This is a genomic window from Sabulicella flocculans (assembly GCF_045449635.1).
Lineage (GTDB): Bacteria > Pseudomonadota > Alphaproteobacteria > Acetobacterales > Acetobacteraceae > Roseococcus.
The window spans coordinates 42,378-56,003 of sequence record NZ_JBJJBR010000022.1 but is presented as its reverse complement, the minus strand read 5'-3'; the positions used below and the strand labels follow the sequence as shown (position 1 = coordinate 56,003).

Below are 13,626 nucleotides of genomic sequence, written 5' to 3'. Positions count from 1 at the left end.
GGGTCGCCCCGCCCGCCGCCACGCCCGCGCCCACGCCCCCGCCCGCCGCCCCGCCGCCGCCCGCCGCCGAACCGCGCCGCGCGGCGTCGCCCGCGATGACGGAGCTGCGTGGCCTGGCGCTGTCGCGGCTGGACCCCGCCCTGGTCGCCTCCGTTGCCGCCGACCGCCTGGGCGGCGAGGTGGAGCGCGTGCTGGCGGAGATCGCCAACGAGCAGCGCCTGCAGCTCAACGGGCGCGAGCAGCGCCAGCTGGCGCTGGAGCTGGTGGACGACATGCTGGGCCTGGGCCCGCTGGAGCCGCTGCTGGACGACGACGCCATCACGGACATCATGGTGAACGGGCCGGACCACGTCTTCGTGGAGACGGGCGGGCGCATGGTGCCCTCGGGCGTGCGCTTCCGCGACGTGCAGCACCTCGCCAACATCTCCCAGCGCATCGCGGCCTCCGTCGGGCGGCGCATCGACGAATCCAGCCCGATGGTGGATGCGCGGCTGGCCGATGGCTCGCGCGTCAACATCATCTTCCCGCCCATCGCGCTGGACGGGCCGTGCCTGTCCATCCGCAAGTTCGCCCGCCGCCGCATCGACTTCGAGGCGCTGGTGCGCTTCGGCTCGCTCAGCCGGCCGATGGCGCGCATCCTGCAGGTGGCGGCGCGCTGCCGGCTGAACGTGCTGGTCTCCGGCGGCACCGGCTCGGGCAAGACCACCATGATGAACGCCATGAGCCAGCTGATCGACCCCGGCGAGCGCATCGTGACGGTGGAGGACGCGGCGGAGCTGCAGCTGCAGCAGCCCCATGTGGTGCGGCTGGAGACGCGCCCGCCCTCGCTGGAGGGCCGCGGCGAGGTGACGCAGCGCGACCTGGTGCGCAACGCCCTGCGGATGCGCCCCGACCGCATCGTGCTGGGCGAGTGCCGCGGCCCGGAAGCCTTCGACATGCTGCAGGCGATGAACACCGGCCATGACGGCTCCATGAGCACCATCCACGCCAACACGGCGCGCGACGCCCTGGTGCGGGTGGAGAACATGGTGATGATGGGCGCCTTCGGCCTGCCCACCCGCGCCATCCGCACGCAGATCGCCTCGGCCATCGACCTCGTCGTGCAGGTGGAGCGCCAGCGCGACGGCGTGCGCCGCGTGGTGCAGGTCACGGAGCTGGCGGGGCTGGAGGGCGAGGTCTTTTCCCTGCACGACATCTTCGCCCTGACGCATGAGGGCGTGGAGGGCGACCTGCTGCGGGTGCGCTGGCGCGCCAGCCGCGCCCGCCCCGCCTTCCACGAGCGCCTGGCGTATTTCGGGCAGGAGGCCGCCTGGGCGGCCGCCATGGAGGAGGCGTGAAGGAGGCGGCGCTGCTGCTCGCCCTCCTCGTGCTGGTGGGGGCAGCCGGGGGGCTGGTGGCGCTGGGGCGGCAGGAACGCGCGCGGCGGCGCCTCGCGGCGGCGCTGGCCCCGTGGCGGCCCGCCGCCGCGCCGCGGCCGCAGCGCCGCGCCGGCGGGCCGGCCCTGCGGCCGCTGCTGGAGCGCGCCGGCCGCCTGCTGGGCATCCGGCCGGAGCGGCGGGCCGAGTACCGCCCGCGCTGGTGGGCGGTGCTGGCCGCAGCCTGGGGCGGGGCCTGGCTGGGCGCGGCGATGCTGGAGGCGCTGCTGGGCCAGGCCGCGTCCTGGCTCGGGCTGGGCGTGCTGGCGGTGGCGCTGCCGCGCACCGCCTTCGGCGCGCTGGAACGCGCGCGGATGGAGGCGCTGCTGCGCCAGTTCCCCGACGCGCTGGGCCAGGTGACGCGCTCGGTGCGGGTGGGGCTGCCGGTGGTGGTGGCGCTGCGCAACGTGGCCGAGGAAGGCCCCGAGCCGACGCGTGCCGAGTTCCGCGCGGTGTCCGATCGCCTGCTGGTCGGCATGCCGCTGGACCAGGCGCTGCTGGAGACGGCGATGCGCAACGGCCTGCCGGAATACCGCTTCTTCGCCACCGCGCTGGCGCTGCAGGCGCGCACCGGCGGCGCCCTGGCCGCCACGCTGGAGAACCTGGCGGAGGTCATCCGCCGCCGCCTGGCACTGCGCCAGCGCGGCTACGCCCTGGCGGCGGAGGCGCGGACCAGCGCCGCCATCCTGGCCGCCATCCCCTTCGTCACCGGCGCGGCGCTGCTGCTGCTGAACCCGATGTACGGCGCGGTGCTGTTCAACACGGAGGAAGGGCGTACGGCGCTGGCGCTGGCGGGGCTGCTGATGGCGCTGGGGCTGCTGAGCATGCGCCACCTCATCCGCTCGGCGCTGCGATGAGCGCGCCGCCGCTCCTCCTGCTCGGGCCGGCGTTGCTGCTGGCCGTGCTGGGCGCGCTGCTGCTGCATGGCCTGGGCCGGCAGCGCCGGCTGGGCGCGCGGCTGCTGCTGGTCCGGCAGCGGGCCGGGGCGCCCGCGCCGCCGCCCCGCCGGCCGCGCGACCTGGCGCTTGATGCGCTGCGCGCCGGCGGCCGCGTGCTGACCGGCCGCCTGCTCTCGGCCCGCACGGTGGCGGAGATGCGCGCCACCCTGGCCGGGGCCGGCTTCCACGGCGAAGGCGCGCTGGCGCTGCTGGCCGGCGCCAAGCTGGCCTGCCTGGCCGGCTTGCCGGCGCTGGCGCTGGGCGCCTCGGCGCTGCTGGGGCTGGGCGCGGGCGGCACGCTGCTGGCCGCCGCCGGCGCGGCCACCGCCGGGCTGCTGCTGCCGGAGATGGCGGCGCGCCGCCTGCGCCGCCGCCACCTGCGCGCGCTGGAGCGCGGCCTGCCGGACGCGCTGGACCTGATGGTCATCTGCGCCGAGGCGGGGCTGACGCTGGAGACCGCCATCGGCCGCGTCGCCGCCGACATCGGCGGCGCGCATCCCGCCGTCGCGGCGGAGTTCGGCCTGTGCGACAGCGAGCTGCGCATCCTGCCCCACCGCGACCAGGCGCTGGCCAACATGGCGCGGCGCACCGGGCTGGAGACGATGGCGCGCCTGTCCGTCACCCTCGCGCAGTCGCTGCGCTACGGCACGCCGCTGGTGCAGGCCCTGCGCACCTTGGCGGCGGAACTGCGCGGCGAGCAGCTGACCCGGTTCGAGGAGCGCGCGGCGCGCCTGCCGGTGCTGCTCACCCTGCCGATGATCGGCTTCATCCTGCCGACCCTGGTCATCGTGGCGGCCGGGCCGGCGCTCATCGAGGTGATGAAGCTGTGGCGCTGAGGAGGGACCGCCGGGGCGCCACGCTGGTGGAGCACGCGCTGGTGCTGCCGCTGTTCCTGTTCTTGCTGCTCACCGTCATCGAGGGGGCGTGGCAGGCCGCCACCGCCTTCGCGGTGGAGCATGGCGCGCGCCGCGCCGCGCGCTGGGTGACGCTGGGCAGCGCGCCGCCGGCCGGTTCCACCGCGCAGCAGCACGTGGCGCGGGTGGTGCTGGAATCGGCGGGGCTGCGGCTGGACCCCTCGCGGCTGGGGGTGTCCGCCGTCGCCTATGGCGGCCACGCGGCGATGGCGGCCGGGCAGGGCGGGCGGGCCGGCTTCGGCGGGCCCAACGACCTCGTCGTGCTGCGCGTCACCTACGACAGTCCCCTCGTCACGCCGCTGCTGCGGGCGGGCGCGCCGCGCCCCATCCTGCCGCTGCGGACCCAGGTGGTGGTGCAGAATGAACCTTACCCGGGCCCTTGAGCGCGACCGCCGCGGCATCGCGGCGGCGGAGTTCGCCCTCATCCTCCCGTTCCTGCTGGTGCTGGCGCTGGGCGCGGCGGAGGCGACGGCGCACCTGCGCGCCTGGTACCGGCTGGAGCGCGCGGCCGCCGCCGCCGCCGACGCCGGCGCGCGGGCGGAGGCGATGACGCGCGACGCCGTGGGCAGCCTGTTCGAGGTGGCGCGCCTCACCGCCGCCCCCTATGCCGCCTGGAGCCGGCCCGGCGACGCCACCGCGGCGCGCATGGTGGTGTCCGTCATCGCCGGCAGCGGCGGGCGCAACGTCGTGAGCTGGAGCTGCGGCCGCGGCGCCGCCGCCCCGGCCGCCACGCTCGCCGCCGGCGGTGCGCTGCCCGGCGGCCTGTCCGTGCCCCCGGGCGAATCCCTGCTGGTGGTGGAGGTGGCGAACGCCACCGCGCCCTGGCGCATCCTGTCCGCCCGCGCCTTCTTCGGCACCGCCGGGCCGCCGGTGATCCGCGCCCACGCCGTGGCGCGGCCGCGCACGGCGGAGCTCGCGGTGCTGCAGGGCGGCTGCCCGTGACGCGGCGCGGCACCGTGTCCGTCATGGCGGCGCTGGCCGCCGTGCCGCTGGTCTTCCTGGCCGGCGTGGCGGTGGACGGCGCGCGGGCCTGGACGCTGCAATCGCGCCTCGCCACCGCGCTGGACGCCGCGGCGCTCGCCACCGCGCGCAACATCGGCGCGCCGCCGGCCGAGCGCGACGGGCAGGCGGCCGGGCTGTTCTGGGCGCATTTCGCCGCCGCCGGCCCGGCGCCCGCCGCGCCGGCCATCGGCGGGCGCCGGCCGGGCTTCCTCAACTCGGCGGCGGTGTTCGAGCCGCCGATGCAGGTGGATGAGCGCACGGTGCGCGTCAGCGCCACCGCCACCATCCCTGCCACGCTGACCCGCGTGCTGGGCTACCGCGAGCTGACCGCGCGCGCCAGCGCCGAGGCCCGCCGGGCCGAGATGGGGCTGGAGGTGGCGCTGGTGCTGGACGTCACCGGCTCCATGGACACGCTCTGCCCCAAGCCGAGCGACCGGCGCAACGCCAACTGCCAGTTCACCACGCCGCTGCCGCGCGATTCCACCGCCGCCGTCACCTCGCCCAACGACAACAACCTGAACCTGCTGCGCCTCGCCGCGGCGGACCTGGTGAACCTGCTGTTCGGCAACCGCGAGAGCGTCCCCAACCTGTGGGTGTCGGTGGTGCCCTTCACCACCACGGTCAACATCGGGCCGCAGCGCGCCTCCTGGCTGACGCCGGCGGCGCAGGCCAGCCTGGCGCAGGATTTCGCCCCAGCCACCTGGCGCGGCTGCGTGGAGGCGCGCGTGGGCTACCCCGGCGCGCCGCCGGAAGGCGACACCACCGACCTGCCGCCGCGCGACGCGCCGTTTCGTCCCTTCCTCAACCGCTCCACCCTGGACGACTACACGCTCAACACCCAGCCGATGGCCGGCGACAACGACTGGGCCCGGCGGGCCTGGACGGCGGCGGGCGGCGCCCACGCCATCACCGAGGGGCGGGGCCTCTACCGCGGCGACCACCAGGTGGGGCCCAATGTCGGCTGCCCGGTGAACCAGGTGCTGCCGCTCACCGCCTCGCGCAGCGCCGTGCTGGCCGCCATCGATGCGCTGCGCCCCTCCTTCCGGGGCGGCACCATGTCGCACATCGGGCTGCTGGGCGGCTGGTTCACCCTGTCGCCGCGCTGGCGGGAGGCCTGGGCGCTCGGCCCGCCCCCCGCCGGCCACGCGAGTGCGTTGCCCCTTGACTACAACGCCAGGTTGATGCGCAAGGCTGTGGTGATGATGACGGACGGGGACAACACGTGGAACGACGTGGCGCACGGCCTGCCGGGCAGCTGCACCACCACGGGCACCGATGCCGCCTCCTTTCCCACCGCCGCCGCGGCCGAGCCGCCGCCCGGCCCGGCCATGCCCATCCGCCCGCGCCCCTGCCCGGCCAGCAGCCAGGTCAACAGCGTGGTGCTGGCGCCCGGCGCCGCGCCGGTGCGCAACAACAGCGACTACACCGGCTACGGCCGCCGGCTGGAGAACCGCATCACGGTGAGCGAGCTGAACGCCCGCACCGCGGCGCTGTGCACGCAGCTCAAGGGGCTCGGCATCCAGATCTACACCGTGGTGCTCTCGCCCGGCGGCACCGTCAGCGACGCAACGCGCCAGCTCTACCAGCAATGCGCCACGGTGCCGGGCAACTACTTCCTCGTCTCCCAGCCCACGCAGCTGCGCGCCGCCTTCCGGCAGATCGGCGGCTCGCTGGCCAATGTGAGGCTGACCCAATGAGGACCTGGCTGCTCCTGCTCCTTCCCCTGCTCGCCGCCTGCGCGCAGGACCAGCCCCGGCTGACCCTGGAAGGGCGGCTGCGGCTGGCCGACGCCGTGGGCGGGCCGGCCGGCGCGGCGGAGGCGCGGCTGGCCGTGCTGCAGGCCGAGCCGGGCGCGGCGCGCGACCCGGCGCTGCTGGAGCGCATCGCCGCCGAGGCGGAGCGCGCCGGCCGCCCCGCCGAAGCCCTGGCCGCCCACCGCGCCCTGCTGGAGCGCGAGCGCCCCTCGGAGCGGCGCCTCGTCGCCATCGGGCGGCTGCAGCTGGCGCAGGAGGACGTGGCCGGGGCGGCGGACAGCTTCGCCCAGGCGGCCACGGCCGCGCCGCGCTCCGTCGCCGCCCTGGCCGGGCTCGGCCTGGCACGCGACCTGGGCGGGGACCGCGCGGCGGCGCAGGCGGCCTACCGCCAGGCGCTGGCGGTGATGCCGGGCAACTGGCCCGTGCGCTCCAACCTCGCGGTGTCGCTGGTGGCCTCCGGCCGCGCCCCGGAGGCGCAGGAGGTGCTGGCCGCGGCGGAATGGAGCGCCGAGGCCCCCTCCTACGCGCGGCACAACCTGGCCATGGCCTTCGCGGCGCAGGACCAGACGGACCGCGCGGTGCGGGTGCTGCGCGCCGAGATGGGGCCGGCGGAGGCCCTCGCCCTCGCGGAGGAGCTGGGCGGCTTCGCGCGCACGTTGCGGCCCTGATGCGCCGGGCCGCCGCCGCGCTGCTGGCCCTGTGGCCCGCCTGGGCCGGCGCGAACCCGCTGCGCACGGAAATCCTGCTGGACGCCGCGCCCGTGGCCGTGGAGCCCGCGGGGCGCGAGGTGGTGCTGCGCTTCGCCGCCCCGCTGGGCGCCGCCGACGCCGCCGCCCTGGCCCGCGCCGCGCAGGCCGGCGCTTCCCCGCTGCTCGCCGGGCTGGTGCTGGAAGGCGACCGCGCGCGGCTGGGCCTGGCGCGGCCCGCCGCCGCCCGGCTGGAGGCCCGCCCCGGCGGCACGGCGCTGGTGATCGAGCCGGTGGCCGCGGCCTCCCTGAGCGAGCGGATGGCGGCGGCCGAGCGCCTCGCCGCGCTGCGCGCCGCCGAGGTGCAGGAGGCGCGCGCCCGGCTGGAGGCGCTGCGGGCCGACCCGCCGCCGCCGCCCCCGGCGCCGCGCCCGCTCCACCTGCCCGGGCCGGCCGAGCCGGCCGCGATGGCGCCGCTGGCGCTGGACTACCGCCGCGCCCTGTCCGCCGACATCGCCGCCCCCACCCAGCCGCCCGCGGGCGGCACGGCGCTGCTGGCCGAGGGGTTCATGGCCGCCGGGGCGGGCGCGCGCATGTGGGGCACCCTGCTGTCGGGCGCCGCCGAGCCGCTGCCGGGCTGGCGCGTCGCCTTCGCCGCCGAGGGGCGCGGCGCCGAGGCCGCGGGCGGCTTCCCCGCCCGCATGGCGGCGCGCGGCGAGTTCTCCTTGTCCCACACCTGGAACGGCGCGGCGGCGACGCGGCTGACCCTGCTGGGCGGGCCAGCCGCGGCCGGCGCGGCGCTGGAGCACGCGCAGCGCCTGGGCCCGGCGACGCTGCGCGCCGGCGGCGCCTGGAACGCCCCCTGGTGGGACACCCCGCTGGGCCTGCGGCGGGACGCGGTGCGCGACGGCGCGGAGGCGGCGCTGGATTGGGCCGGCCCGGCGGGGCTCTCGGCGCGGCTGGGCGGCGGCTGGGCGCGCTACGGCCTGTCGGGCGGGCGCACCGCCGCCGAGGGCCCGGTGTGGCGCGCAGGCCTGGCCTGGGCGCCGCCCGAGGCCGCGCTGCCCTGGGGCCTGCGGCCGCGCCTGGCCTACCGGCTGGACGCGGAGAACCTGGGCACCGCCGCCCCCTGGCTGGACGCCCGCCGCCGCGAGATCCACACGGTGGAGGCCGGGCTGGCGCGCGGCCTGGGCCCCTTGCAGGCGGAGGCGGTGGCCGGCTGGGCATGGGACCGCCACGGCGGCTCCGGCCCGGTGGCGCGGCTGCGGCTGGCGGGCGGCGAGGGGCCGTGGCGCGCGGGGCTGGAGGCCGGGGTGGCGCCCTCCCTCGCCACCGCGGCGCGTCCGGTCTGGCGCGGCGGCGGCTTCGTGGCCTGGAGCTTCGGGCCGTGAGGCGCCTCGCCGCGCTGGCCCTGGCGGCGCTGCTGCTGCCAGCCCCGGCGCGGGCGGGCGACGAGACGCTGTGCGAGGCCGCCATCGCCGCGGAGGAAGCGGAGGGGCGGCTGCCGCCCGGCCTGCTGGGGGCCATCGGCGCGGTGGAAAGCGGGCGCTGGTCGCCCGGCCTGCGCCGCGTCACCCCCTGGCCCTGGGCGCTGAACCTGGAGGGCGCCGGGATGCTGGCCCCCAGCCGCGAGGCCGCCGAGGCGGTGCTGCGCGCCGCCCTGGCCGCCGGCCGGCGCTCGGTGGACGTGGGCTGCCTGCAGGTCAACCTGCGGCACCACCCGCACGCCTTCCCCCGCCCGGAGGACGGGCTGGACCCTCGGCTGAACGTGGCCTACGCCGCCCGCTTCCTGCTGTCCCTTAAGGAGCGGCATGGCGGCTGGATGGCGGCCGCCGCGCACTACCACTCCGCCACGCCGGAGCGCGGCGCGGCCTATGCCCAGCGCGTGGCGCGCGCCTGGGGGCAGGGGGGCGGGCCGCCGGTGGCCCTGGCCGCCGCGCCGATGGCGCCCCCGGCGCTGCCGCGGGCGGTGGGCGTGGTGGTGGTGACGCCGGCCGCCCTGCCCGCCGCCGGCCCGCGCATGACGGTGCTGGCCATGGGGCGCGGCCGGCCCTGAGCCGGCGCGGCGCTCAGCGCCGGCCCAGCACCGCCTCCAGCCGCCGCACCGCCTCGTGCGCCAGCGCGGGCGAGATGGCGAAGCAGATGCGCAGGAAGCCCTCGCCCTCCGGTCCGAAGGCGGTGCCGGGGGCGACGCCGACCCGCGCCTCCTCCAGCAGGCGGAAGGCGAGGTCCAGGCTGCGCTCGCCGGTCTCCACCTTCGCCATCAGGTAGAAGGCGCCCTCGGGCGGGAAGACCGTCACGCCCTTCAGGCGGGACAGCCCCTCGACCATGATGGCGCGGCTCTCGGCGCAGCGGGACACCATGGTGCGGATGACCGCGTCGCCCTCGTCCAGCGCGGCGACGCAGGCGTGCTGGATGAAGGTGGGGATGGAGGTGGTGCTGTACTGCCCCAGCTTGCCGAAGCTGTCCGCCAGCCCCTCGGGATAGACCAGCCAGCCGGCGCGCCAGCCGGTCATCGCCCAGTTCTTGGAGAAGGTGGAGGCCACCACCAGCCGGTCCTGCGGCGTGCACACCTGCAGGAAGGACGGCGCGATGGCGTTGCCGTAGGTGAAGTGATTGTACACCTCGTCCGACAGGATCCACAGCCCGCGCTCCCGCGCCGCGTCGCGCAGCGCCTCCATCTCGGCCAGGGACATCACCCAGCCGGTGGGGTTGGACGGCGAGTTGACCACGATGACGCGCGTGTGCGGCGTCACCGCCGCCAGGATGTCCTCCAGCGGCAGGGAGAAGCGGCCATCCGCCCCCTGGCGATAGGGCACCGGCACCGGCACCCCGCCGGCGATGCGCACCGCCTCGCCCAGGTTGGGCCAGGCGGGGGAGGGGATCAGCACCTCCTCGCCCGGGTCCACCAGGGCCTGGATGGCCTGCATGATGGCGTTCATGCCGCCGGCGGTGACGGCGAAGCGCCCGGGGGCCACCTCCACCCCCCAGTGCCGCCGGTGGTAGCGCGCCAGGGCGGCGTGCAGCGCCGGGATTCCGCGCGACCAGGTGTAGCGCGTGTGGCCCTCCAGCATGGCGCGGTGGGCGGCGGCGGTGATGAAGTCCGGCGTCGGCAGGTCGCCCTCGCCGATCCACAGCTTCACCACGTCCGGGTCGTCGCGGCCGCGGTCGGCCACCAGGCCGATCTGGCTGGCGCCCACGCCGAGGATGCGGGCGGGCAGGGCGGGGGCGTCGGGCAGGTCCATGGGCGGGGGTATGCCGTGGCGGGGCGCGCCGGGGAAGGTGCCCTCAGGGCGCGCGGCCACCGATGCGGCGGGTCAGCGCCGCCGCCGCCGCCAGCAGCGCCGGGCGGGCGGCGGCCAGGGCGGCCTCCGTCCAGCGCACCACGGGGGCGGAGACGGCCAGCGCCCCGGCGAGCGCGTCGCCCGGGCCGAAGGCGGGCGCGGCCATGGCGCCGACATGCGGGTCGGTGGCGCCCATGGTCACCACCGGCAGCTCCATGCCCACCGCGTAGGCCGGCAGCGGCCGGGCGCCGAAGGCGCGCAGCACCTGCGCGATGCCGGAGCTGTCCATCGCCCGCGCGTCGCCCGCGCGCACGTGCAGCCGCAGCAGGTGCGGGCTGTCCACCCGGAACAGGCAGAGGCGCTGCTCGCCCTGCCGCACCCAGAAGGAGGCGGTCTCGCCGGTGCGGGCCACCAGCTCCTCCAGCACCGGCATCACCTGCTCCTCCAGCCGGAAGGCGTCGGTGTAGAGGCGGCCCAGGCGCGGCAGCTCGGCGCCGAGGCGGTAGGCGCCCTCCTCCGTGCGGGCCAGGAAGCCCGCCTCCTCCAGCGTGACGGCCAGGCGCATGATGGTGCTCTTCACCAGGCCGGTGCGCTGGGCCAGCTCGGCCAGGCCCAGGGCGCGGTCGCCGGCGCGGAAGGCCGAGAGCACGGCCAGGGCACGCCCGGCGGCGGCGACGCCCTCCAGGGCGGGGCGGTCCTTCATGCATCCTCCGGCGGCAGCGCGGCGCGCAGGATGGTGCCGGTCTCGCTTTCCGTCACCAGCACCGCCCCATCGGGCGCGAGGCAGAGGTTGGTGGTGGAGGCCCCGGCGGGGGAGGCGATGCGCAGCGTCGGCTCGGCGCGGGGCGAGGCGCGCCAGACCGTGCCGATGCCGGTGTGCGCCACCAGCAGGTTGCCGCGCCCGTCCCAGGCCAGTCCGTCCGGCCCGCCGGGGCCGCCGGGCAGCCACAGGAACACCCCGGCCTTGGTCACCGCGCCATCGCCCTGCAGCGGCAGGCGCCACACCTGCTGGGCGCGGGTGGCGGCGACCAGCAGGAAGGACAGGTCGGGCGCCACCACGATGCCGTTGGGGCTGGGCACGGTGGCGATGAGGCATTGCAGCCGCCCGTCCGGCCACAGCCGCCAGACGCGCCCCGTCGGGTCGTGCAGCCCGGTCTGTCCCTGGTCGGTCAGGAACACCGAGCCGTCCGCGCCGAGGCAGAGGTCGTTCAGCCCCTTGAAGCCCTCGGAGCGCGCGGTTTCCAGCAGCGTCTCCACCGCGCCCGTCGCGGGGTCCAGCCGCAGCAGGCCGCGCCGGTAGTCGGTGATGAGCAGCCGCCCGTCCGGCAGCGCCTTCATGCCGTTGGGCCAGCCGTCATACCGCGCCACCAGCGCCCATTCCCCCTGCGGCGAGACGCGGAACACACGGCCGAACGGGATGTCGGTGACGAACAGGTTGCCGGCGGCGTCCAGGCAAGGACCTTCCAGGAAGCTGTCCACCGCGCGGCCGCCGCGGTTCCAGCGCGCCCATTCGCTGGGCCGCGCGTCGCGGAATTGGTCGGGCAGGCGTGTCCAGGCGGCGGCCTCGACGCGCGGCGGCGGGACGTAGAACATCAGCCCTGCTCGATGCCGGCGGTGCGCGCCACCTCGGCCCAGCGCGCCTGCTCCTCGCGCAGCAGGGCGGCGAAGGCGGCCGGCGGCATGCCCCCGGGGCTGGAGGCAAGGCCGTCCAGGAACTCCCGCATGTCGGGCGCCGCCAGGGCGCGCGCCGCCTCGGCGTGCAGGCGCGCCACCACGGCGTCGGGCGTGCCGGCGGGGGCGGCCAGGCCGGACCAGTTCACCACCCCGTCGCCGAAGCCGGGCAGCCCGGCCTCGCGGAAGGTCGGCGCATCGGGCAGGGCGGCGGCGCGGGCGGCGCCGCTCATCGCCAGCGGGCGCAGCAGCCCGGCGCGCACGTGCCCGATGGCCGAGCCCAGCGACACCATCACCAGGTCCACCTGCCGGGCCAGGGTGGCCGTCACCGCCTCGCCGGCGCCGCGGAACGGCACGTGCAGCAGGCGGATGCCGGCGGCCTGGGCGAAGGCGGCGGTGGCGAAGTGCGGGGCGGAGCCGATGCCGCCGGTGCCGTAGGACAGCCGCTCCGGCTCGCGCCGGGCCGCTTCCAGCAGCGCCGGCAGGTCGCGCCAGGGCGCGTCGCGGTGCACCGCCAGCATCACGGGCGAGAAGGCGGACACCGTGACGGGCCGGAAGGCGGCGGCGTGGTCGAAAGGAAGCTGGCGGAACAGCAGGGGCAGCATGGCGTAGGTGTTGTCCATCGCCAGCAGGGTGTGGCCGTCCGGCGCAGCACGCGCGACCTCGGCGGCGCCGATGGTGCCGGTGGCGCCCGAGCGGTTCTCCACCACCACCGGCCGGCCCAGCGCCTCCGCCAGCTTCGGGGCCAGGCGGCGGGCGATGGTGTCCACCGCCCCGCCCGGCGCCCAGGCCACCACCAGGCGGATGGGGCGGGTCGGCCAGTCCTGCGCGCGGGCGGGTGCGGCGAGCGCCGTGGCGGCGAGGGGGAGGAGGGTGCGGCGGGAAAGCATGGACGTGCCCCTTGTTTTTCGAAACGGCGTTGCGTTATACCGATGGCCGAACCGGCCCTGTCAAGCGCCGCGAGGAGGACCGACCCCATGCCCCTGTTCCGCCGCGCCGCCCTGGCCCTGCCGGCCCTGCTCGCCGCCGCGCCCGCGCGCGCCCAGGCCGCCTGGCCGGCCGGTCGGCCCATCGAGCTCATCGTGCCCTTCGCCCCGGGCGGCGGCATGGACGCCATGGCGCGCACCGTCGCGCCCTTCCTGGCCGCGCGCCTGCCCGGCGCGCGGGTGGTCGTCGCCAACCGCGCCGGCGCCGGCGGGCAGGTGGGCACGGAGGCGGTGGCCAACGCCGCGCCGGACGGCTTCGTGCTGGGCGCCTGCGCCACCCCCACCATCCTGTCCCAGCCCATCGAGCGCCCCGTGCGCTGGCGGCCGGAGGAACTGACCTTCCTGGCCCAGCTGGTGGAGGACCCCTGCGGCCTGTTCGTGCGGCGCGATTCCCCGCTGGACGGGCTGCCCGCCTTGCTGGACGCGGCGCGCCGCCGGCCCGGCGACCTGTCCTACGGCACGGCCGGCATCGGTGGCGACGACCACATCGCCACCCTGCTGCTGGAGGAGCGCACCGGGGTGCGGCTGAACCACGTGCCCTTCAACGGCACCTCGCAGCTGCTGGTGCCGCTGCTGGGCGGGCAGCTGGAGGTGGGCGCCTTCAACCTGAGCGAGGCGCTGCCCCTGCTGCGCGAGGGCAGCATCCGCGGCCTGGGCCTGGCGGCGGCGGCGCGTGACCCGGCGGCGCCCGGTCTGCCCACCTACCGCGAGGGCGGGGTGGACCTGGCCTTCTCCGCCGGGCGCGGCATCTTCGGCCCGCCGCGCCTGCCCGCCGCCACCGTGGCGGCGCTGGAGGGCGCCTTCGCCGCCATCCTCGCCGACCCGGCCTGGACGGAGGCCGCCGCCCGCGCCGGCCTGCCGCTGCGCCCGCTGGTCGGCACCGCCTACCGCGACGCCGCGCTGGGCGGCGAGGCGCTGCTGGGCGCCCTCTGGGCCCGCCGGCCCTGGAAAGAATAGAACAGCGTTTCGAGGAAGG

14 protein-coding genes are annotated in these 13,626 nt (G+C 77.6%); 10 read left to right on the top strand and 4 right to left on the bottom strand.

Annotated elements, in window-relative coordinates; all coding sequences use genetic code 11:
* The 9 genes from ACI6QG_RS16500 to ACI6QG_RS16460 all read left to right on the top strand — a co-directional run.
* On the top strand, window positions 1–1,337 hold a 1,337-nt coding region (locus ACI6QG_RS16500), incomplete at its 5' end, for a TadA family conjugal transfer-associated ATPase (RefSeq protein ID WP_407025682.1).
* On the top strand, window positions 1,334–2,272 hold the full coding sequence (locus ACI6QG_RS16495) for a type II secretion system F family protein (protein WP_407025681.1): 939 nt from the start codon (window positions 1,334–1,336) through the stop codon (window positions 2,270–2,272). The genes ACI6QG_RS16500 and ACI6QG_RS16495, both read left to right, overlap by 4 nt.
* Complete coding sequence (locus tag ACI6QG_RS16490) at window positions 2,269–3,189, top strand: type II secretion system F family protein (protein ID WP_407025680.1); 921 nt, start codon at window positions 2,269–2,271, stop codon at window positions 3,187–3,189. The genes ACI6QG_RS16495 and ACI6QG_RS16490 overlap by 4 nt, the downstream gene beginning before the upstream one ends.
* Window positions 3,180–3,650 carry a TadE/TadG family type IV pilus assembly protein gene (locus ACI6QG_RS16485; protein WP_407025679.1) on the top strand — a complete coding sequence of 157 codons (471 nt, stop codon included), beginning with the start codon at window positions 3,180–3,182 and terminating at the stop codon, window positions 3,648–3,650. Before ACI6QG_RS16490 ends, ACI6QG_RS16485 begins: the two co-directional genes overlap by 10 nt.
* The gene (locus tag ACI6QG_RS16480; RefSeq protein ID WP_407025678.1) at window positions 3,628–4,209 is read left to right on the top strand and encodes a TadE/TadG family type IV pilus assembly protein; all 582 of its coding nucleotides are present in this window, start codon (window positions 3,628–3,630) and stop codon (window positions 4,207–4,209) included. Before ACI6QG_RS16485 ends, ACI6QG_RS16480 begins: the two co-directional genes overlap by 23 nt.
* Entirely contained in the window at window positions 4,206–5,966 is a 1,761-nt protein-coding gene (locus tag ACI6QG_RS16475; protein WP_407025677.1) for a pilus assembly protein TadG-related protein, read from the top strand. The genes ACI6QG_RS16480 and ACI6QG_RS16475 overlap by 4 nt, the downstream gene beginning before the upstream one ends.
* Window positions 5,963–6,691: a tetratricopeptide repeat protein gene (locus ACI6QG_RS16470; RefSeq protein ID WP_407025676.1), complete on the top strand. Its 729-nt coding sequence runs from the start codon at window positions 5,963–5,965 to the stop codon at window positions 6,689–6,691. Before ACI6QG_RS16475 ends, ACI6QG_RS16470 begins: the two co-directional genes overlap by 4 nt.
* The gene (locus ACI6QG_RS16465; protein WP_407025675.1) at window positions 6,691–8,100 is read left to right on the top strand and encodes a hypothetical protein; all 1,410 of its coding nucleotides are present in this window, start codon (window positions 6,691–6,693) and stop codon (window positions 8,098–8,100) included. Before ACI6QG_RS16470 ends, ACI6QG_RS16465 begins: the two co-directional genes overlap by 1 nt.
* Window positions 8,097–8,765, top strand: a complete 669-nt coding sequence (locus tag ACI6QG_RS16460; protein ID WP_407025674.1) for a lytic transglycosylase domain-containing protein — start codon at window positions 8,097–8,099, stop codon at window positions 8,763–8,765. Before ACI6QG_RS16465 ends, ACI6QG_RS16460 begins: the two co-directional genes overlap by 4 nt.
* A 13-nt stretch (window positions 8,766–8,778) precedes the next feature.
* On the opposite strand, the gene ACI6QG_RS16455 is transcribed toward ACI6QG_RS16460, so the two are convergent.
* Genes ACI6QG_RS16455 through ACI6QG_RS16440 form a run of 4 tightly spaced genes read right to left on the bottom strand, consistent with a single transcriptional unit; the run spans window position 8,779 to window position 12,554 of the window.
* Window positions 8,779–9,954 carry a pyridoxal phosphate-dependent aminotransferase gene (locus ACI6QG_RS16455; protein ID WP_407025673.1) on the bottom strand — a complete coding sequence of 392 codons (1,176 nt, stop codon included), beginning with the start codon at window positions 9,952–9,954 and terminating at the stop codon, window positions 8,779–8,781.
* Between the two features lie 43 nt (window positions 9,955–9,997).
* Window positions 9,998–10,696, bottom strand: coding sequence for an IclR family transcriptional regulator (locus tag ACI6QG_RS16450; protein ID WP_407025672.1), 699 nt, complete (start codon window positions 10,694–10,696; stop codon window positions 9,998–10,000).
* On the bottom strand, window positions 10,693–11,586 hold the full coding sequence (locus tag ACI6QG_RS16445) for an SMP-30/gluconolactonase/LRE family protein (RefSeq protein ID WP_407025671.1): 894 nt from the start codon (window positions 11,584–11,586) through the stop codon (window positions 10,693–10,695). The genes ACI6QG_RS16450 and ACI6QG_RS16445 overlap by 4 nt, the downstream gene beginning before the upstream one ends.
* Window positions 11,586–12,554, bottom strand: a complete 969-nt coding sequence (locus ACI6QG_RS16440; RefSeq protein WP_407025670.1) for a Bug family tripartite tricarboxylate transporter substrate binding protein — start codon at window positions 12,552–12,554, stop codon at window positions 11,586–11,588. The genes ACI6QG_RS16445 and ACI6QG_RS16440 overlap by 1 nt, the downstream gene beginning before the upstream one ends.
* Before the next feature lie 87 nt (window positions 12,555–12,641).
* Between ACI6QG_RS16440 and ACI6QG_RS16435 the strand changes: the two genes are divergently transcribed.
* A complete protein-coding gene (locus ACI6QG_RS16435) occupies window positions 12,642–13,607 on the top strand; it encodes a tripartite tricarboxylate transporter substrate binding protein (protein WP_407025669.1) in 966 nt (321 codons plus the stop codon).
* The last annotated feature ends 19 nt before the right edge of the window (window positions 13,608–13,626 follow it).